We start from the raw sequence: 19,429 nt of genomic DNA on the forward strand, positions 1-19,429 counted from the left end.
GCGCAGCCGGTGGGGCGGGCCCGCGGGGCGCCCTACAGGGGGCCGGCGACGACCGGCTTGCCGGTGAGCTCCACGCCCGCGTCGCGGAGCTCCTCCAGCGCCCGCTGCGTGGTCGCCCCGGCGACGCCGGCGGTCAGGTCCAGCAGTACGTGGGTGGTGAAGCCCTCGCGGGCGGCGTCCAGGGCGGTGGCCCGGACGCAGTGGTCGGTCGCGATGCCGACCACGTCGACCTCGGTGACGGAGCGGTCGCGCAGCCACTGGGCGAGCCCGACCCCGTTCTCGTCGAGCCCCTCGAAGCCGCTGTACGCCGCGGCGTACGCCCCCTTGTCGAACACGCTGTCGATGGCACCGGAGGCGACCGCGGGGGCGAAGTTCGGGTGGAAGCCCACACCCTCCGTACCGGCCACGCAGTGCACCGGCCAGGAGTGCTCGAAGTCGGGCCGGTCCGAGAAGTGGTCGCCCGGGTCGATGTGGTGGTCCCGGGTGGCCACCACATGGCGGTAGCCGGCCTGGGTCTCGCCGATCAGGTCGGTGATGGCGGCGGCGACATCGGCGCCGCCCGCCACCGCGAGGCTGCCGCCCTCGCAGAAGTCGTTCTGAACGTCCACGACGATCAAGGCGCGGTGCATGGCGGGTGTCCTTAGGTGGGGAGGGGCGGCGGGTCGGGCGCGAGCCGGGATTTCGGGGCCGGGGCGTGAACGGGGTCGGAGGGGAGCGGGAAGGGGGCGGGAGGGGAGCGGTAGCGGATGCCATCGAGCGTAGAGACTCGGACGGCACAATCAAGCCCGTCCGGCAATCCCGGCCCATCCCGCCGTTGCCCCGCTTCGGCCGCCCCACACCTGCCGGCGCACCCGTGCCGGGTCACATGTACTCGGTCGGGATCACCGGCTCGCCCCGCGACAGCTGGATCGCCGACATCGGCAGCCCCTTCCGCGCGGCGACATGCCGCTCGCGGGCCGCCTCCAGGGGTTCGCGGGCGACCACCTCGCCGCCCCGTACCAGCTCCACCAGCAGCTGCCGCCCGGCCAGCTCCTCGGGCACCGGGCCGGTGCCGACGACCTCGGCCTCGGCCACCCCGTGCTCGTCCAGCCGGCGCGCGGCCCACTTGCGTCCGCCCACCGACGACTTCGCGCCGAGCGACTTCTTCGCGACGGGCCGCATGGTCTCGCCGGGGTCGGCGGAGGCGGCGCGGGCGACCAGCTTGTAGACCATGGAACAGGTCGGCTGTCCGCTCCCGGTGACCAGCTGCGTGCCCACGCCGTAGGCGTCGACCGGCGCCGCGGCCAGCGAGGCGATGGCGTACTCGTCCAGGTCCGAGGTCACCACGATCTTCGTCCCGGTGGCGCCCAGCTCGTCCAGCTGCTGCCGCACCCGGTGCGCGACCAGCAGGAGGTCACCGGAGTCGATCCGGACCGCGCCGAGCTCGGGCCCGGCGATCTCGACCGCCGTGCGGACCGCCTCGGTCACGTCGTACGTGTCGACCAGCAGCGTCGTGTTCCGGCCGAGCGAGTCCACCTGTGCCCGGAACGCGTCGCGCTCGCTGTCGTGCAGCAGCGTGAACGCGTGGGCGCTGGTCCCGACGGTCGGGATGCCGTAGCGGAAGCCCGCCGCGAGGTCGGAGGTGGTGTCGAAGCCGCCGACGTACGCGGCGCGCGCCGAGGCGACGGCCGACAGTTCGTGCGTGCGGCGGGCGCCCATCTCGATCAGCCCGCGGCCACCCGCCGCGGCCGACATCCGGGAGGCCGCAGCGGCGATCGCCGAGTCGTGGTTGAGGATCGACAGGATCACGGTCTCCAGCAGCACGCACTCGGCGAAGGAGCCCTCCACCCGCAGGATCGGCGAGCCGGGGAAGTACACCTCGCCCTCCGGGTAGCCCCAGATGTCGCCGCTGAAGCGGTAACCGGCCAGCCATTCGAGCGTGGGCTCGTCGACGACGCGCTGCTGGCGCAGGAAGCCGATCATCTCGTCGTCGAAGTGGAAGTTCTCCACGGCGTCGAGCACCCGCCCGGTGCCCGCCACGACGCCGTAGCGCCGCCCCTCCGGCAGCCGCCGGGTGAAGGCCTCGAAAACCGAGCGCCGGTCCGCGGTGCCGGCCTTCAGGGCCGCCTGCACCATGGTCAGCTCGTACTGGTCGGTGAAGAGTGCGGTCGACGGCACACCGACCCGTCGCCCAAGGTCCGCTGAGTTCATGGCTGGGATGCTACCCCCTATTTCGTCAAAGTGACGAGATGTGGGGTCCGTTTGTGCGATGACCCCTTCCGGGTGGCAGCATGGGGTAGGTGAGCGTTGCTGCCCCCGTAGAGATCGAACGTCCAGAGTCGGCCGAAGAGACCTTCGCGGTCCCCGAGCCGGACGTCCCCTGGGTGACGCTGGTGCACAACGACCCGGTCAACCTCATGAGCTATGTGACCTATGTCTTCCAGGCCTACTTCGGCTACTCCAAGGACAAGGCCCACAAGCTCATGCTCGATGTGCACCAGAAGGGCCGTGCCGTCGTCTCCAGCGGAAGCCGCGAGGAGATGGAGCGCGATGTCCAGGCCATGCACGGCTACGGCCTCTGGGCCACCCTGACCCAGGACCGCACCTAGGAGCGCGGCCGGTCCGCGCTCCGGCGGACAGGGCCGCGCACCGGCCCCGCCCTGCGCGCCCGTCATCCGCTCCGTCCCGCCCCTGCCCCGCACGACCCACCATCGGAGAATCCATGGCCGGCCATTTCGAGGCCACCCCCGGCGGCGGCGCGGCCGTCGCGCTCGACGAGGTCGAGATCTCCATCCTGCGCTCCCTGGCCGTCCAGCTGCTGGAACTGATCGGTCCGGGCGACCAGCCCGCCGAGGGCGAGGATCCGCTCGCCGCGCTCTTCGCCGAGGGCCCGAGCGAACCGCCCACCGACCCCGCCCTGGCCCGGCTCTTCCCCGAGGCGTACGGGAACGAGGACAAGGAGCTGCGCGAGGCGTCCGCCGAGTTCCGCCGCTTCACCGAGAACGATCTGCGCACCCGCAAGCGCGAGGACGCCCTCGCCGTCGTACGCACCCTGGACGGGCTCACGCCCGTGGGGGAGGGCGGGGCCGTGCTCACGCTCACCGCCGACGAGTGCCGCAACTGGCTCGGCGCCCTGAACGACCTGCGGCTCACCATCGGCACCCGGCTGGAGGTGTCCGACGAGGACGAGGGGCAGGAGGGTTCGCTCTACCGCCTCTCCGACAGTGACCCGCGCAAGCCGATGGTGATGGCCTATCTCTGGCTGGGGGCGCTCCAGGAGACGCTCATCGAGACGCTGATGCCGTAATCCGGAGACGAAGGGCTGTCCCGCGGAGCCGTCCCGCGGGGCAGCCCTTCGGTGCGTCCAGCGGCGTGTCCTGCGGTGCGTCCTGCGGTGCCGTCCTGCGGTGCGTTCGCTCAGTGGACGCTCAAATCGGAATAACGATCACGTCACCCGAACGGCCGTCTTTGCAGCGGCTGGAAACTCTTGTCCGCTTTTTCCTGTGGTGTGCGCCACACAATGTCCCGTGGGTCGCCCGGGGGCCCGTGATAAATCTTCACGACCACCCGGGGACGCCATCCCTGTTCCCGGGGGCGCTACAAGTCGGCCGAACGCCGACGGCACTCCATCCATATCCGGGGGGATCAGGAACTGATCCGTCGCCTGTGAAGGCGCGGATCGGCGTGGAGAAAGGCGCACCACCATGACATCGGCACAGGTCGACAAGGGGCACGCCGGCGATGAGGCCGAGGGTGCGGGAAACAGCGGCGAAGGATACCGGCGCGGCCTGGGTGCCCGCCAGATCCAGATGATCGCCATCGGTGGAGCCATCGGCACCGGACTCTTCCTCGGTGCGGGCAAAGCCATCGACCGGGCCGGTCCCAGCCTCATCCTGGCCTACGCGATCGCGGGCCTGGTCATCTTCTTCATCATGCGGGCGCTGGGCGAACTCCTCATGTACCGCCCGGTCTCCGGCTCCTTCTCGGAGTACGCGCGGGAATTTCTCGGCCCGTTCTTCGGATTCGTGACCGGCTGGACGTACTGGCTCTTCTGGGTCGTCACCGGAATCACCGAAGTCACCGCCGCCGCCACCTATATGACGTACTGGTGGAACATTCCGCAGTGGCTGTCGGCACTGGTCTTCACCATCATTCTGTACGGCGCCAACCTCATCTCCGTGAAGCTCTTCGGCGAGCTGGAGTTCTGGTTCTCGATGGTCAAGGTCACCGCGATCGTCGGCATGATCCTTATCTGCGCCGGAGTTCTCACGATCGGTTTCTCCGACGCCGCCGGCACCGCGACCGTCGCCAATCTCTGGAACGACGGCGGATTCTTCCCCTCGGGCATCACCGGCACGCTGATGACCCTTCAGATCGTGATGTTCGCCTTCCTCGCCGTCGAACTCGTCGGCGTCACCGCGGGCGAGTCCAAGGACCCCACGACCGTCCTGCCCAAGGCCATCAACACCGTGCCGTGGCGCATCGCCGTCTTCTACGTCGGCGCGCTGATCATGATCCTCTCGGTGGTGCCGTGGAGCACGTTCAAGCCCGATGTCTCGCCGTTCGTGAAGACCTTCGAGGAGATGGGCCTCGGTGTGGGGGCCGCGATCGTCAACTTCGTCGTCCTGACCGCGGCGCTCTCCTCCTGCAACTCCGGGATGTACTCCACCGGCCGCATGCTGCGTGACCTGGCGCTCAACGGGCAGGGCCCGAGGGCCTTCACCCGGCTGACGAGGAACGGCCTGCCGTTCGCCGGCACCACGTTCTCGGCCGCGCTGATGCTCGTCGGCGTCTGGATCAACTACCAGTGGCCGGGCGAGGCGTTCAACTACGTCGTCTCCTTCGCGACCATCTCCGGCATGTGGGCCTGGATCATGATCCTGCTCAGCCAGCTCCGCTTCCGCGCGCTGGCCGACCGGGGGGTGCTCCCGCAGTCCGCCTTCCGGGCCCCCGGAGCCCCGTACACCAGCGTCTTCGCGCTCGGCTTCATCGCGATGGTCATCGTGATGATGGCCATCGACAAGGACGCCAGGGTCTCGCTGTACTGCGCACCGGTCTGGGCCCTGATCCTCGGTGTCTCATATCTGGTGCTCAAGGCCCGCAACCCCGGGAACACGGCGTTCATCAAGCGCTGACACCCACGGTCACCCACGCCGGAGCGTCCGGCATGCGGGCCCGCCGTACCACTCCTCGGTACGGGCGGGCCCGCCGCCCGCGGCGGCCGGTCCTATCCTGGGCGCCATGCTGACCATCACCCAGGACCTCCACGACCGGATCGTCGCCCACTCCCGCGCGGACCACCCCGACGAGGCGTGCGGAGTCGTCGCGGGACCGGCCGGAACGGGACGGGCCGAACGCTTCATCCCCATGCTCAACGCCGCCCGCTCGCCCACGTTCTACGAGTTCGACTCGGCCGACCTCCTCAAGCTCTACCGCGACATGGACGACCGCGACGAGGAGCCCGTGATCATCTACCACTCGCACACGGCGACCGAGGCCTACCCCTCCCGCACCGACGTCACGTACGCCAACGAACCCGGCGCCCACTACGTCCTCGTCTCCACCGCGGACACCGACGACGCGGGCCCCTTCCAGTTCCGCTCGTACCGCATCGTGGACGGCGAGATCACCGAGGAGGACGTCAAGATCGTCGACGCCTACTGAAGGACGCCCGGGGGGACGTCCACTGAGGGTCGCCTCACCTGCGTCGCGACCAGGTCTGGCACACTGCACCCAGACCCAACGAGGCGGCAGGAACCAGGAAGCCGGTGCAAGTCCGGCACGGTCCCGCCACTGTGACCGAACCCCGTCCACCAGGACCGGGGCTCGGCAGTCAGGAACTGGCCTGCCGCCTTCTCGCACCGACCAGGGGACGCGGAAATCCCCCGGAGAGGCCCCGCCATGTCCCGGCGCACCCCCGCGCTCATAGCCGCCGCCGTGCTGCTCCCGCTCGCCCTCACCGCCTGCTCCGCCTCGGACGCCGACAACGGCTCCGCGGACTCGGCCAAGGCCGGCGGACCGTCCGCCAAGGGCTTCCCGTACACCGTCACGAACTGCGGTGTCACCACGACGTACACGGCACCGCCCAAGCGCGCCGTCACCATGAACCAGCACGTCACCAAAGTGATGCTGGAACTGGGGCTGGCCAAGTCCATGGTCGGCACCGCCTACCTCGACGACCGGGTCCTGCCGGAGTACGAGGACCAGTACGAGTCCATCCCGGTCCTGGCCGAGGAGTACCCCTCGTACGAGAAGCTCCTCGCCGCCGACCCCGACTTCGTCTACGGCGGCTACTCCACCGCGTTCACCGCGAGTGACGGCCGCAGCCGCGAGGCGCTGAAGAAGTCCGGCATCGACACCCGGCTCAACACCGAGTACTGCGCCAAGAGCCCGACCGCGATGGACGCCCTCTACCAGGAGGTCCGCGAGGTCGGCCGCACCTTCGGCGTCGCCTCGCGCGCCGAGTCGTGGATCAAGGAGGCGAAGGCCACCAACGCCGCCGCGGCCGAGCGGCTCAAGTCCGCCCGGCCGGTCTCCGTCTTCGTCTACGACAGCGGCGACAAGACCGCGTTCACCGCGGGCGGCAGGGGCATCGGCAACGAGCTGATCACCCGGGCCGGCGGCCGCAACGTCTTCGCCGACCTCGACAAGCCCTTCGGCGACGCCTCGTGGGAGAACGTCGTCGCCCGCAAGCCCGACGTCATCGTCATCTACGACTACGGCTCCACCACCGTCGCCCAGAAGAAGAAGCGGCTCCTGGAGGACCCGGCACTCGCCGACGTCCCCGCGATCAGGAACAAGCGCTTCGCCGTCCTCCCGCTCTCCGACGCGGTGCTCGGCGTGCGCGCCCCCGCGGCGGTCGGCAAGCTCGCCGCCCAGCTGCACCCGGAGATACCCGGGGACTCACCCACGGAGGAAGCGACGGACGCGGCCACCGCGTCGTGAGCTGCCGCACCCCCGCCGCGCCGCGACGGCTGCGCTACACCCTGGTCCTCGGCGCCCTCGCCGTCGTCCTCGGGGCCGCCGTCCTCGCCGCGCTCGCCCTCGGCTCCGTCCGCATCCCGCCCGGCCAGGTCCTGGACATCCTGACCGGGCGGGCCGGACCGGGCCCGTTCCGCACGATCGTCCTCGACGTCCGGCTGCCCCGGATCCTGCTCGGCGTCGTCGTCGGCGCCGGACTCGCCGTGATCGGCACCGTCCTCCAGGCGCTCGTGCGCAATCCGCTCGCCGACCCGTTCCTCCTCGGCGTCTCCTCCGGAGCCTCCACCGGAGCGGTCCTCGTGATCGTCCTCGGCGTCGGCGCGGGCCTCGCCACCACCGTCACGATCCCGGCCGCCGCCTTCGCGGGCGCGCTCGCCTCACTCCTGCTCGTCTACACCCTGGCCCGCGGCGGATCCGGCCTCACCACCAACCGGCTCGTCCTGGCCGGAGTCGCCGTCTCCTACGTCCTCTCCGCCCTCACCAGCCTCATCCTGGTCACCTCGGCCCGCGCCGACCATCTTCAGGAAGTCCTCTACTGGACCCTCGGCGGGCTCGGCGCCGCCCGCTGGGACATGCTCGCGCTCCCCTCGGCCGTCCTCGTCGCGGGCACGGCGCTGCTCCTCACCCTCGCCCGCCCGCTCGACCTGCTGCTCGTCGGCGAGGAGGGCGCCACCGTCCTCGGGCTCGACACCGCACGCTTCCGGGCCGGTGTCTTCGTCCTCGCCTCCCTGCTCACCGGCGCCCTCGTCGCCTACAGCGGAGCCATCGGCTTCGTCGGCCTGATGGTGCCGCACATGGCCCGGATGGCCGTCGGCGCCGGCCATCGCGCCCTGCTCCCGGTCGCCGCGCTGGGCGGCGCGGTCTTCCTGGTCCTGGCCGACCTCGCCGCGCGGACGGTCGCCGCTCCCCAGGACATCCCGGTCGGTGTCCTCACCGCCCTGACCGGCGGCCCGTTCTTCCTCTGGATGCTCCGCCGCCGCCCCGAAGGAGCCCCGGCATGACCGGCCTTCGACCCGAAGGAGTTGCCGCATGACCAGTCTGCGCACCGAAGGCCTCTCCTACGGGACCGGCGGCCGGCACCTCGTGGACTCCGTCGACCTGACCGCCGCCGACGGTGAGACGGTCGGCCTCGTCGGCCCCAACGGCAGCGGCAAGACCACCCTGCTGCGCTGCGTGTACGGAACCCTGCGCCCCACCCACGGCCGGGTCCTGCTCGACGGCGACGACCTCGCCCGCCTCCCCGTCAAGGCCCGAGCCCGCCGGATCGCCACCGTCCCGCAGGACGGCCAGGCCGGTTTCGAACTGACCGTCGCGCAGGTCGTCGCCATGGGCCGGGCACCGCACAAACGCTTCTGGGAGGCGGACACCGCCGCCGACACCGAACTGGCGGCAGCGGCCCTGGACCGGGTCGGCATCGGCGCACTCGCGCCCCGTGCGTTCGCCTCCCTCTCCGGCGGCGAGCGCCAGCGCGCGCTGGTCGCCCGGACCCTCGTCCAGGAACCGTCCCTCATCGTCCTGGACGAACCCACCAACCACCTGGACATCCGCTACCAGCTGGAGATCCTCTCGCTGGTCCGTGAACTCGGCACCACGAACCTGCTGGCCCTGCACGACCTGAACCTCGCCGCGTACTACTGCGACCGCCTCTACGTCCTGCGGGCGGGCCGGGTCGTCGCCTCGGGCACCCCAACAGACGTCCTCACCCCGGAGCTGCTGGCCGACGTCTACGGAGTGACGGCCGAGGTCACCACCCACCCCACGACGGGCGCCCCGACCGTCGTCTACCTCCCGGGCGGGAGCCGACTTTCCGCATAGTGAACGCCGAGCATCCACCATGCGAGATCACACTCCGGATTTCCGGCCGGGAATCGATACGATGACCGCATGGTTCCCCATGACGTGAGCATCAAGACGCCGGGCACGCTGCTCGTCGCGCGGCTGCACGTCGACCTGTGCAGGCTTTCCAGCGCGATCTGTCCCGGCTGACGCCTGCCCGCGAGCCGCACGGCCTGAGCCGCGGTCCGAGCGCCACCCACACGCACCACCCCCAGCGCGGGGGCAGAAACGCGCGCCCCACGCCACCTCCCCGCTTCCGACAGGAGCCCACGCCATGGCCATCGAGGTCCGCATTCCGACCATCCTCCGCACCTACACCGACGGCGCCAAGGCGGTCGAGGGCAGCGGGGCGACGCTCGCCGACCTCTTCGTCGACCTGGACAGCCGCCACAACGGCATCCGTGAGCGCGTCGTCGACGGGGGCGAGCTCCGCCGCTTCGTGAACGTCTACCTCAACGACGAGGACGTCCGCTTCCTCGACGGCATCGAAACCAAGCTCAGCGACGGCGACAACGTCACGATCCTCCCGGCCGTCGCCGGTGGCATGCGCTGATGCGTTACGACTCCCCGCTGGCAGCCGTGGGCAACACACCTCTGGTGCGTCTGCCCCGGCTGTCCCCGTCCGAGGACGTCCGTATCTGGGCCAAGCTGGAGGACCGCAACCCCACCGGCTCGATCAAGGACCGCCCCGCGCTCCACATGGTCGAACAGGCCGAGCGGGACGGCCGCCTGACACCCGGCTGCACGATCCTGGAGCCGACCAGCGGCAACACCGGCATCTCGCTCGCCATGGCGGCCAAGCTCAAGGGCTACCGCATCGTGTGCGTCATGCCGGAGAACACCTCGCAGGAGCGGCGCGACCTGCTCGCCATGTGGGGCGCCGAGATCGTCTCCTCCCCGGCCGCGGGCGGCTCCAACACGGCCGTCCGCGTCGCCAAGGAGCTGTCGGCCGAGCACCCCGACTGGGTCATGCTCTACCAGTACGGCAACCCGGACAACGCGGGCGCCCACTACGCCACCACCGGCCCGGAGATCCTCGGCGACCTCCCGACCGTCACGCACTTCGTCGCGGGCCTCGGCACCACCGGCACCCTCATGGGCGTGGGCCGCTACCTCCGCGAGAAGAAGCCGGACGTCAGGATCGTCGCCGCCGAACCCCGGTACGACGACATCGTCTACGGCCTCCGCAACCTGGACGAGGGCTTCGTCCCCGAGCTGTACGACGCCTCGGTGCTGACCACCCGCTTCTCGGTCGGCTCGGCCGACGCGGTCACCCGTACCCGCGAACTCCTCCAGCAGGAGGGCATCTTCGCGGGCGTCTCCACGGGCGCCGCGCTCCACGCGGCGATCGGCGTCGGCAACAAGGCGGTCAAGGCGGGGGAGAGCGCGGACATCGTGTTCGTCGTCGCGGACGGCGGCTGGAAGTATCTGTCCACGGGCGTCTACACCGCGCCCACCACGGAAGCCGCCATCGAAACCCTGCACGGCCAGCTCTGGGCCTGAGGGGCCGGGCCCGTCCGGGACAGACCCGGCGCGGCCCGTCCGGCGTTCGAGGGCGGAGCCCCCGGCTCCGGGAAGGTCGGGCCGGGGGACGGGCCCACCGGGGCGCCCCCGCCCGCACCGCCCGTCACCGTCACCCCGTCACCCCGTCACCCCGTCACCCCGTCACCGTCACCCCAGTCCCCGTACCCGCTCCCACACCTGCGGGGCCACGCCGCCCACCCGCCGCCGGAACCCCCGTACCGCCACTTCCCGCAGCTCGTCCGTCTCCAGGAAGCTCTGCCGCCCCCGCGGGTCGCCCACCGTCCCGGGCGGCAGCGCGATCACCCCGGGCCGCTCCTCGTGATGCTTGCTGGTGATCTTGGCGACGACGGCCCGTCCATCCCGTACCGAGAGCACCAGGCACGGCCGGTCCTTCGACCCCGGCCCGTCCTCGAACGGCACGTCGGCCCACCAGATCTCGCCCGGCCGCGGCGTCCGGCCGCCCCCTCCGCCGGTGCCGCGCCCCGGCGCCGAGGGCTTCCCCGGCGGCCGTGTCCGCCCACCGGGCCGGTCCGCCCCGCGGCCCCCACCGGCCCCGCGGCCGGTCCCGGCGGGGCCCGTACCACCACCGCGCCCGCCCGGCCGCCGGCCCGACCGGCCCCGTCCGTCCACCACCGCGGCGACGAGTGCGAGCAGGACCACGGCGGCCAGCGCCACCCACCAGGACGTGTTCATCCCCCGACCGTACCGGCGCCCGTACGGGCCCACCCGGCCGCGGTCCCCGGCGGCCTTCCATCGAACCGGTGACAGAGCAGGTGAGTTCCCCCACAACGGCAGGCCGCAGAGGAGCGACCAGCGGTTTCGCGCCTTACGCTCGACGAACCGCTCGAATGAACCGTACGACCGCACGAACCCTCCCCGTTCCCACGTCTCGGAGGTTCACGTTCCATGAAGCTCACCGTCGTCGGCTGCTCCGGCTCCTTCCCGTCCGCGGGTTCGGCATGCTCCAGCTACCTCGTAGAGGCCGACGGCTTCCGGCTGCTCCTCGACATGGGCAACGGAGCCCTCGGCGAGCTGCAGCGCCACGTCGGTCTCTACGACCTCGACGCGATCTTCCTCAGCCACCTCCATGCCGATCACTGCATCGACATGTGCGCCTATTTCGTCGTGCGCTACTACCGGCACGACGGCGGGCGCCCCGCCCCGCTCCCGGTCTACGGCCCCGACGGCACCGAGCAGCGGCTGACCACCGCGCACGGCGACACCCCGTCCGACCGGGCGATGGGCGAGGTGTTCGACTTCCACACGCTCAAGTCGGGTTCGTTCGAGATCGGCCCCTTCTCGGTGCGTACGGAGAAGGTCTGCCACCCCGTCGAGACCTTCGGCATCCGCGTCGAACACGGCGGTCGCACCCTCACCTACTCCGGTGACACGGGGACCTGCGAGGCCCTGGACGAACTCGCCGAGGGCGCGGACCTGTTCCTCTGCGAGGCCTCGTTCGTGCACGGCAAGGAGGACATCCCGGACCTCCACCTCAACGGCCGGGAGGCCGGTGAGTGCGCCGCCCGCGCCGGGGTGGGACGCCTCGTCCTCACGCACATCCCGCCGTGGACCGACGCCGCCCGCAACGTCGCCGACGCCCGCACGGTCTACCGGGGCCCGGTGGAGCTGGCCGCCCCCGGCGCGGTGTACGAGATCTGAGAGCGGCGCGGCGCGAAGCCCCCGCCTTCCAGGGGAAGGACGGGGGCTCCGGTACGGCTCGGCGGCCCGGGTGCGGCCGGGGAGCCGGGGCCTACTTCGCCTCGGCCTTGAGGATCTCGGCGAGCTCCTCGTCCGACTCACGGCCCGGAGTCGGCAGGTTGAACTTGGTGATCGCGAAGCGGAAGACCACGTAGTAGACGGCCGCGAAGCACAGTCCTATCAGGACCAGCAGCCAGGGCTTCGTCGCGGCGCCGAGGTTCAGGAAGAAGTCGATCGCACCCGCCGAGAACCCGAAGCCGTCCTTGATCCCCAGGCCCCATGTCAGGGCCATCGAGACACCGGTCAGCACCGCGTGGATCGCGTACAGCACCGGGGCGATGAACATGAACGTGAACTCGATCGGCTCGGTCACACCCGTCACGAAGGCGGTGAGGGCCAGCGAGAACATCATGCCGCCGACGACCTTGCGGCGCTCCGGGCGGGCGCAGTGGACGATCGCGAGGCAGGCCGCCGGGAGGGCGAACATCATGATCGGGAAGAAGCCGGTCATGAACTGTCCGGCCGTGGGGTCACCGGCCAGGAAGCGGCCGATGTCGCCGCTCTTGCCCTCGTACGAACCGGCCTGGAACCACGGGAACGAGTTCAGCAGGTGGTGCATGCCGACCGGGATCAGCGCACGGTTGGCGACACCGAAGATGCCCGCGCCCACCGCGCCGGAACCGACCAGCCACTCACCGAGGTTGTGCAGTCCGGTGCCGAGCACCGGCCAGATGTAGCCGAAGACGATGCCGATCAGCAGACCCGCGAAGGCGGAGAGGATCGGGACCAGCCGGCGCCCGCTGAAGAAGCCCGCCCAGTCGGGCAGCTTGGTCCGGTGGAACCGCTGGTAGAGCAGGGCGACGACGATGCCCATCACCACGCCGCCCAGCACACCGGCGTCGACCGGCTTGTCGACCATGACGATCTTCTCGTCCACGACGGTCGCGACCTTCTCCAGGTTGCCGTCGGTGAAGGTGCCGAGCACGTTCTTGAAGACCAGGTAGCCGGTGACCGCGGCGAGCGCGGTCGAGCCGTCCGCCTTCTTGGCGAAGCCGATCGCGATACCGACGGCGAACAACAGCGCCATGTTGTCGAGGATCGCGTTGCCGCCCGCCGCCATGAAGCCGGCGATCTTGACGATGAAGTCCGGGAACGAGTCGCGCCCGAGCATGTCGGGGTTGCCGAGCCGGACCAGGAGCGCGCCCGCGGGCAGCACCGCGACCGGCAGCATGAGGCTGCGGCCGATGCGCTGCATGACGGCCATCACGCCGGCGCCCTTCTTCTTGGTGACCGCGGGTGCGGTGTCAGCCGTGGACATCAACTTCCTCCATGGGGGCAAGGTGCCGCCCGGGTCAGCTGATGTGGGGAGGCGGCGACTCGAAGTAACGCGACAGACGACCACGTGGTCTGGACCACTCAGTGGTGTAGACCATTTTTAGCATGTGAGGGATAGATAAGGAACCTGCGATTTGCCACTTCTTCGCAGTAGCGCATCGGGCGCGTTCGGTGACATGACGAAGGCCCCCGGACCGTGAGGTCCGAGGGCCTTGTGCAGCCGGGTCCGAAGTCCCGGAGAAATTACGTTACTTGGTGAGGTCCTTCTCGATCTCCTTCTCCAGTTCCTCCGGTTCGCGCCCGGGTGTCTGGAGGTTGAACTTGGTGATCGCGAAACGGAAGATGGCGTAGTAGATCACCGCGAAGCACAGTCCGATCGGGATGATCAGCCACGGTTTCGTGTCCAGATGCCAGTTGACCACGTAGTCGATCAGGCCTGCCGAGAAGCTGAATCCCGCGTGCACCCCCAGTGCCCAGGTGACCCCCATCGAGACACCGGTGAGGACCGCGTGCACGCCGTACAGCAGCGGCGCCACGAACATGAACGAGAACTCCAGCGGCTCGGTGACACCCGTGACGAACGAGGTCAGCGCCACGGACAGCATCAGACCGCCGACCTCCTTGCGCCGCTCCGGCCGCGCGGTGTGCGCGATGGCCAGGGCCGCGGCGGGCAGGCCGAACATCATGATCGGGAAGAAGCCGGAGGTGAACTGCCCCGCCGACGGGTCCTCGGCGAAGAAGCGGGAGATGTCTCCCTGCACCGTCACGCCGTCCGCCCCGGTGAACTCGCCCGCCTGGAACCAGAAGAAGGTGTTCAGGAACTGGTGCATGCCGATCGGGATCAGCAGCCGGTTCGCGAAGCCGAAGATGGCCGCGCCCCACGCTCCGAGGTCGATCAGCTGCTTGGAGAACCAGGTCAGCGCGTCACCGACCGGCTGCCACAGCAGGCCGAACAGCACGCCCAGGATCACACAGAGGAACGCCATCAGGATCGGTACCAGGCGGCGTCCGTTGAAGAAGCCCAGCCAGTCCACCAGCTTGGTGCGGTGGTAGCGCTGCCAGACCACCGCGGTGAGCAGGCCGATGAGGATGCCGCCGAGCACACCGGGGTTCTGCGGGATTCCGTCGGGCGCCGCCTCGGTCACCGAGTCGTCGACGGGGAAGGCGCCGAGCACGCCCCGGTAGACGAGGAAGCCGACCACCGCGGCCAGTGCCGTCGAGCCGTCCGCCTTCTTCGCGAAGCCGATGGCCACGCCGATGCAGAACAGCAGGGGCAGGCCGGTGGTGCCGTCGAGGATGGCGTTTCCGCCGTTGAGCAGGACCTTGGAGGTCTTGTCCCAGAAGTCGCCGTGCAGATACGAGTTGAACAGGTTGCCGAGGCTGACCAGCAGGCCGGCCGCCGGGAGGACGGCCACGGGGAGCTGAAGGCTCCGTCCGACCTTCTGCAGACCCTGGATCGGCCCGTTCCACCACTTCTGCTGCGGTGCCGCAGCCGCGCTCGTACTCATCGGCATCCTCCCGGAACACGTCACGTTTGGCGGGCGTTGCAAACTGGTGTAGACCAGTTGCGTTACGGTGCGGGGCCGCCCGGAAGGCAGGGCACCGGTGATCGTCATCCTTCGGGATAGTTCGGTTGCTCGCCTGCGAAGATGGGCCAACCGTGCGTTAACGTGACGAAACGGACCCAGTGGTGGGCGCCGGAAGCATGCGAAATCCAGGGAGAAGCACATGGCCACCAAGGCTGAGAAGATCGTCGCCGGGCTCGGCGGCATCGAGAACATCGACGAGATCGAAGGCTGCATCACCCGCCTCCGCACCGAGGTCCACGACCCCGGCAAGGTCGACGAGGCAGCCCTCAAGGCGGCCGGCGCGCACGGCGTCGTGAAGATGGGCACCGCGATCCAGGTCGTCATCGGTACCGACGCGGACCCGATCGCCGCCGACATCGAAGACATGATGTGACCGCCGCGTCCCGCTGAACCCCTCCTGGCGCACAGGACGTACGAGGACGGCGCCACGCACCACGGCACGACCGCGTGACGGGACCACGGCCCCACCCCCTGACCGTCCGGGTCCGGTCCGCGCCCCGCGGGGCCCCGCTCCTCCCCGGGGAGCGGGGCCCGTGTCGCTCCCCGTGTCGCTCTCTCCCGCCCCGCGCCCCGCCCGGCCGGAAGCTTCCTTCCCACCCGAACGGAGCCCCGCCGTCAGCGGATAAAGTCGACGCCATGTCTCGCATCGACGGCCGCACCCCCGAACAGCTCCGCCCCGTCACCATCGAACGCGGCTGGAGCAAGCACGCCGAAGGCTCAGTCCTCATCTCCTTCGGCGACACCAAAGTCTTCTGCACCGCCTCCGTCACCGAAGGCGTCCCGCGCTGGCGCAAGGGCAGCGGTGAGGGCTGGGTCACCGCCGAGTACTCCATGCTGCCGCGCTCCACCAACACCCGGGGCGACCGCGAATCCGTCCGCGGCAAGATCGGCGGCCGGACCCACGAGATCAGCCGTCTGATCGGCCGCTCGCTGCGCGCCGTCATCGACTACAAGGCCCTCGGCGAGAACACCGTCGTCCTGGACTGCGACGTCCTCCAGGCCGACGGCGGCACCCGTACCGCCGCCATCACCGGCGCCTATGTCGCCCTCGCCGACGCCGTCGCCTGGGCGCAGGGCAAGAAGATCGTCAAGCACGGCCGCAAGCCGCTCACCGACACCGTCGCCGCCATCAGCGTCGGCATCGTCGACGGCGTCCCGCTCCTCGACCTCTGCTACGAGGAGGACGTCCGCGCCGACACCGACATGAACGTCGTCTGCACCGGCGACGGCCGCTTCGTCGAGGTCCAGGGCACCGCGGAGGCCGCGCCCTTCGACCGCACGGAACTGGGCGCGCTCCTGGACCTCGCCACCGCCGGCTGTGTGGACCTCGCCGCACTCCAGAACGAGGCGCTCGCCCGCACCTCCGGCGAGTAACCGGCCGCACCGGGCGGGTAAAGAAGCAACCAAGTACGCACCACAGAGCGTCGTTACGTACACGGGCGCACGGGTCGAACCGTGCGCCCGTCCACGTATCGACCCCCGGGGAGGGACCGCACCATGGCTTCGCGCCGCCACCAACGCACCGCACTCGCCGTCACCGCCGCCCTGCTGACCCTCACCGCCGCGGTCGGCTGCGGCGCCGTCGACAAGGCCATCGACTGCGTCCGTACCGCCGACGCCATCGCCACCAGCGTCAGCAACCTCCAGCAGGCCATCTCCAGCGCCTCCGACGACCCGACCCAGGCCGCCGAGGCCCTCGACGAGATCGACAAGGAACTGAAGAACCTCGGCGACACCACGGACAACGCCGATCTCGGGAAGGCGGTCGACGACCTCCAGGCCGGGGTCGCCAACGTCCGCGACGCCATCGAGAAGGGCGACGCCACCCCGGACATCGCGCCGGTCACCGACGCGGCCACCGAGATCGGCAACGTCTGCACGTCCTGACGTCCCGGGGCGCGTGGCGGGCCCCGTGGGCCGTCCTTTCGCACGCGGCGATAATCGGGGCATGACCCGCCTGATCCTCGCCACCCGCAACGCCGGGAAAATCACCGAACTCCACGCGATCCTCGCCGACGCGGGCCTGTCCCACGACCTCGTCGGCGCGGACGCGTACCCCGAGATCCCCGACGTCAAGGAGACCGGCGTCACCTTCGCCGAGAACGCCCTCCTCAAGGCCCACGCCCTCGCCAGGGCCACCGGCCACCCGGCCGTCGCCGACGACTCCGGCCTCTGCGTCGACGTCCTCGGTGGCGCCCCCGGCATCTTCTCGGCCCGCTGGTCCGGCACCCACGGCGACGACCGGGCCAACCTGGAGCTGCTCCTGGCCCAACTCGCCGACATCGCCCCCGAACACCGTGCCGCCCACTTCGCCTGCGCCGCCGCGCTGGCCCTGCCCGACGGTACGGAACGCGTGGTCGTGGGCCGCCTCCCGGGCACCCTGCGCCACACCCCGTCGGGCACGAACGGCTTCGGCTACGACCCGATCCTCCAGCCCGAGGGCGAGTCCCGTACCTGCGCCGAGCTGTCCCCCGCGGAGAAGAACGCGATCAGCCACCGGGGGAAGGCGTTCCGGGCGCTGGTCCCGGTGGTCCGGGAGCTGGTGGGCTGACCGCCTCGCCGTGAACGCGACCGGCCCGGTCCGCCGTGAAAGGCGGGCCGGGCCGGTGACGAAGTGCGCGAGGAGGGACTCGAACCCTCACGCCGCTAGGGCACTGGTACCTAAAACCAGCCTGTCTCACCAATTCCAGCACTCGCGCGTCCGGGGCAGTCTACAAGGGGACGCGGCCGGAGCCCCGGGCAATAGCGGCGCCCGCGGACCGGCGGGGCACCGCCCCCAGGACCATGTCCGGGTGAACGCGCGGCGGTTGGGGTCCGCCACGTGCGCGGGGACGACCCCGCGGGGGGCTCAGAACTTCGGATCCGGCGACTGGGCCGCACAGATCTCCGCGGCCTCCGCCTCCGTCTCCACCGAGGGCGGGGAGCCGGCCAGCGGCTGCTGGGCCGTTTCCTTCATGCAGGCCACGGCGATCACCCCGACCAGGGCGGCGGCCATCGCGTAGTACGCGGGCATCAGGTTCGATCCGCTCCAGCTGATCAGGGCGGTGATCACCAGGGGGGTCGTGCCGCCGAAGATCGACGCGGAGAGGTTGTAGCCCACCGACAGGGAGCCGTAGCGGACGTGGGTGGGGAACAGGGCGGGCAGCGCCGCGGACATCGTGCCGAGCATGCAGACCAGGGACAGGCCCAGCAGCAGCATCCCGATCGTGATGGCGGGGATGCCGCCCTGTCGGATCAGGAGGAACGACGGCAGGGAGAGGAAGAGGAAGCCGAGCATGCCGGTCATCAGCAGCGGCTTGCGGCCGAAGCGGTCGGAGAGCTTGCCGACCTGGCTGATGATCAGCATCAGGAAGACCATCACGGCGAGCAGGATCAGCAGCCCGTGCGTCTCGCTGTAGCCGAGCTCGTCGGAGAGGTACGTCGGCATGTACGACAGCAGCATGTAGTCGGTGATGTTGTACGCCCCGACCAGGCAGATGCAGAGGATCAGCGTCGGCCAGTACTGCCGGAAGATCTTGGCGAGGTCGCCCTTGGCGGTGGACTCGACGCCGTCCGCCGCCTCGCTCGCGTGGGCGGTGCCGCCCTCCAGCTTCTGGAAGGCCGGGGTCTCGTCCAGCCGCAGCCGCAGATAGAGGCCGACCAGACCGAGCGGGCCCGCGACGAGGAACGGGATGCGCCAGCCCCAGGCCTCCATCTGGGCGGTGTCCAGCAGCGCGTACAGCGCGGTCACCAGCCCCGCGGCGCCGACGTAGCCGGCGAGGGTGCCGAATTCGAGGAAGCTGCCGAAGAAGCCGCGCCGCTTGTCGGGGGCGTACTCCGCGATGAAGGTCGAGGCACCGCCGTACTCACCGCCGGTCGAGAAGCCCTGGAGCATCCGGAAGAAGATCAGCAGGGCGGGGGCCCAGAGGCCGATCGTGCCGTGCGAGGGGATGAGGCCGATCGCGAAGGTGCCGACCGCCATCAGGATCATGGTGAGGGCGAGGACCTTTTTCCGGCCGACCTTGTCGCCCATGGGCCCGAAGAACATTCCCCCGAGTGGCCGAACGAGGAAGGCCACGGCGAAGGTCGCGAAGGACGAGAGCAGCTGGGTGGTGTCGTTCCCGGACGGGAAGAAGACATGCCCGATGGTGACGGCCAGATAGGAGTAGATGCCGAAATCGAACCACTCCATGGCGTTCCCGAGCGAGGCCGCCTTCACCGCGCGCTTGACCGCCTGGTCGTCGGTGACCGTGATGTCGGTCCGGCGAAGCCTGGGATTCCGGCGCTTGCGGGCGGCCCGGAAGAGCGCGGGGTGACGTTTGACCGCATCGGGGTCGGCCGCCTGCTGGGGGTCGGAGGCCGCCATGGCCGGGTCCTTTCCTCGGAGGGTGTTCCAGGAAAGGCTTCTGCGCGGACATGGCGGCTGCAAACCGAATCAGTGGCCGATTGCGATGTCCCTCACATGTTCCCGGCCATTGTGAGGCCGGGTCCACGCGGGTCCGGACCGG

The 19,429-nt window shown here is 70.3% G+C and carries 20 protein-coding genes, 1 tRNA gene, 1 pseudogene and 1 riboswitch; of the genes and pseudogenes, 15 read left to right on the forward strand and 7 right to left on the reverse strand.

All coding sequences use genetic code 11. The features are described from left to right. Positions 1 to 32: 32 nt before the first annotated feature. Positions 33 to 629, reverse strand: a complete 597-nt coding sequence (locus ABT170_RS19615; RefSeq protein WP_329944240.1) for an isochorismatase family protein — start codon at positions 627 to 629, stop codon at positions 33 to 35. Between the two features lie 232 nt (positions 630 to 861). Further along, entirely contained in the window at positions 862 to 2,190 is a 1,329-nt protein-coding gene (locus tag ABT170_RS19620) for a nicotinate phosphoribosyltransferase (protein ID WP_329944241.1), read from the reverse strand. An 89-nt stretch (positions 2,191 to 2,279) separates the two neighbouring features. Between ABT170_RS19620 and clpS the strand changes: the two genes are divergently transcribed. The 10 genes from clpS to ABT170_RS19670 all read left to right on the forward strand — a co-directional run bounded on the left by clpS (position 2,280) and on the right by ABT170_RS19670 (position 10,299). Continuing rightward, entirely contained in the window at positions 2,280 to 2,588 is a 309-nt protein-coding gene (clpS, locus tag ABT170_RS19625; RefSeq protein WP_329944242.1) for an ATP-dependent Clp protease adapter ClpS, read from the forward strand. A 113-nt stretch (positions 2,589 to 2,701) separates the two neighbouring features. After that, entirely contained in the window at positions 2,702 to 3,286 is a 585-nt protein-coding gene (locus tag ABT170_RS19630; protein WP_329944243.1) for a DUF2017 domain-containing protein, read from the forward strand. 397 nt (positions 3,287 to 3,683) lie between these two features. Beyond that, entirely contained in the window at positions 3,684 to 5,114 is a 1,431-nt protein-coding gene (locus ABT170_RS19635) for an amino acid permease (protein ID WP_329944244.1), read from the forward strand. A gap of 106 nt (positions 5,115 to 5,220) precedes the next feature. Next, positions 5,221 to 5,643, forward strand: a complete 423-nt coding sequence (locus tag ABT170_RS19640) for a M67 family metallopeptidase (RefSeq protein ID WP_329944245.1) — start codon at positions 5,221 to 5,223, stop codon at positions 5,641 to 5,643. A 34-nt stretch (positions 5,644 to 5,677) separates the two neighbouring features. Then, positions 5,678 to 5,842, forward strand: a riboswitch (cobalamin riboswitch). 38 nt (positions 5,843 to 5,880) lie between these two features. Then, positions 5,881 to 6,924, forward strand: coding sequence for an ABC transporter substrate-binding protein (locus ABT170_RS19645; RefSeq protein ID WP_351868922.1), 1,044 nt, complete (start codon positions 5,881 to 5,883; stop codon positions 6,922 to 6,924). Further along, positions 6,921 to 7,961, forward strand: coding sequence for a FecCD family ABC transporter permease (locus ABT170_RS19650; RefSeq protein ID WP_351868925.1), 1,041 nt, complete (start codon positions 6,921 to 6,923; stop codon positions 7,959 to 7,961). The genes ABT170_RS19645 and ABT170_RS19650 overlap by 4 nt, the downstream gene beginning before the upstream one ends. A gap of 28 nt (positions 7,962 to 7,989) precedes the next feature. Beyond that, complete coding sequence (locus tag ABT170_RS19655) at positions 7,990 to 8,775, forward strand: ABC transporter ATP-binding protein (RefSeq protein ID WP_329944248.1); 786 nt, start codon at positions 7,990 to 7,992, stop codon at positions 8,773 to 8,775. A 69-nt stretch (positions 8,776 to 8,844) separates the two neighbouring features. Beyond that, entirely contained in the window at positions 8,845 to 8,946 is a 102-nt protein-coding gene (locus ABT170_RS19660) for a putative leader peptide (RefSeq protein ID WP_323179689.1), read from the forward strand. A gap of 124 nt (positions 8,947 to 9,070) precedes the next feature. Continuing rightward, positions 9,071 to 9,349, forward strand: a complete 279-nt coding sequence (locus ABT170_RS19665; protein ID WP_351868929.1) for a MoaD/ThiS family protein — start codon at positions 9,071 to 9,073, stop codon at positions 9,347 to 9,349. After that, positions 9,349 to 10,299, forward strand: a complete 951-nt coding sequence (locus ABT170_RS19670) for a PLP-dependent cysteine synthase family protein (RefSeq protein ID WP_329944249.1) — start codon at positions 9,349 to 9,351, stop codon at positions 10,297 to 10,299. The genes ABT170_RS19665 and ABT170_RS19670 overlap by 1 nt, the downstream gene beginning before the upstream one ends. A 168-nt stretch (positions 10,300 to 10,467) precedes the next feature. On the opposite strand, the gene ABT170_RS19675 is transcribed toward ABT170_RS19670, so the two are convergent. Next, positions 10,468 to 11,013 carry a type II toxin-antitoxin system PemK/MazF family toxin gene (locus ABT170_RS19675; RefSeq protein ID WP_351868932.1) on the reverse strand — a complete coding sequence of 182 codons (546 nt, stop codon included), beginning with the start codon at positions 11,011 to 11,013 and terminating at the stop codon, positions 10,468 to 10,470. A gap of 213 nt (positions 11,014 to 11,226) precedes the next feature. On the opposite strand from ABT170_RS19675, the gene ABT170_RS19680 reads away from it, so the two are divergent. Then, positions 11,227 to 11,979 (forward strand): MBL fold metallo-hydrolase, encoded by a 753-nt coding sequence (locus tag ABT170_RS19680; protein ID WP_329944251.1) that lies wholly within the window; start codon positions 11,227 to 11,229, stop codon positions 11,977 to 11,979. Positions 11,980 to 12,070: 91 nt separating this feature from the next. Here the strand turns inward: ABT170_RS19680 and ABT170_RS19685 are convergent, their stop codons facing one another. Beyond that, positions 12,071 to 13,336 carry a PTS transporter subunit EIIC gene (locus ABT170_RS19685; RefSeq protein WP_329944252.1) on the reverse strand — a complete coding sequence of 422 codons (1,266 nt, stop codon included), beginning with the start codon at positions 13,334 to 13,336 and terminating at the stop codon, positions 12,071 to 12,073. A gap of 265 nt (positions 13,337 to 13,601) precedes the next feature. Continuing rightward, on the reverse strand, positions 13,602 to 14,861 hold the full coding sequence (locus ABT170_RS19690) for a PTS transporter subunit EIIC (RefSeq protein WP_329944253.1): 1,260 nt from the start codon (positions 14,859 to 14,861) through the stop codon (positions 13,602 to 13,604). A 208-nt stretch (positions 14,862 to 15,069) separates the two neighbouring features. On the opposite strand from ABT170_RS19690, the pseudogene ABT170_RS19695 reads away from it, so the two are divergent. The 4 genes and pseudogenes from ABT170_RS19695 to rdgB form a co-directional block, all read left to right on the forward strand. Further along, positions 15,070 to 15,315: pseudogene (locus ABT170_RS19695) on the forward strand (PTS sugar transporter subunit IIB); the annotation flags it as partial. Between the two features lie 263 nt (positions 15,316 to 15,578). Beyond that, on the forward strand, positions 15,579 to 16,316 hold the full coding sequence (gene rph, locus ABT170_RS19700) for a ribonuclease PH (RefSeq protein ID WP_329944254.1): 738 nt from the start codon (positions 15,579 to 15,581) through the stop codon (positions 16,314 to 16,316). 123 nt (positions 16,317 to 16,439) lie between these two features. Then, positions 16,440 to 16,829: a hypothetical protein gene (locus tag ABT170_RS19705; RefSeq protein ID WP_329944255.1), complete on the forward strand. Its 390-nt coding sequence runs from the start codon at positions 16,440 to 16,442 to the stop codon at positions 16,827 to 16,829. 61 nt (positions 16,830 to 16,890) lie between these two features. After that, the gene (gene rdgB, locus ABT170_RS19710; RefSeq protein WP_329944256.1) at positions 16,891 to 17,493 is read left to right on the forward strand and encodes an RdgB/HAM1 family non-canonical purine NTP pyrophosphatase; all 603 of its coding nucleotides are present in this window, start codon (positions 16,891 to 16,893) and stop codon (positions 17,491 to 17,493) included. Positions 17,494 to 17,557: 64 nt separating this feature from the next. Here the strand turns inward: rdgB and ABT170_RS19715 are convergent. Both ABT170_RS19715 and proP read right to left on the reverse strand, forming a co-directional pair. After that, positions 17,558 to 17,641 (reverse strand) — tRNA-Leu (locus ABT170_RS19715). Positions 17,642 to 17,790: 149 nt separating this feature from the next. Continuing rightward, complete coding sequence (proP, locus tag ABT170_RS19720; protein WP_329944257.1) at positions 17,791 to 19,287, reverse strand: glycine betaine/L-proline transporter ProP; 1,497 nt, start codon at positions 19,285 to 19,287, stop codon at positions 17,791 to 17,793. Between the last annotated feature and the right edge of the window lie 142 nt (positions 19,288 to 19,429).

Origin of the sequence: Streptomyces sp. NPDC001787, assembly GCF_040297465.1 — a bacterium.
Classification (GTDB): Bacteria; Actinomycetota; Actinomycetes; order Streptomycetales; family Streptomycetaceae; genus Streptomyces.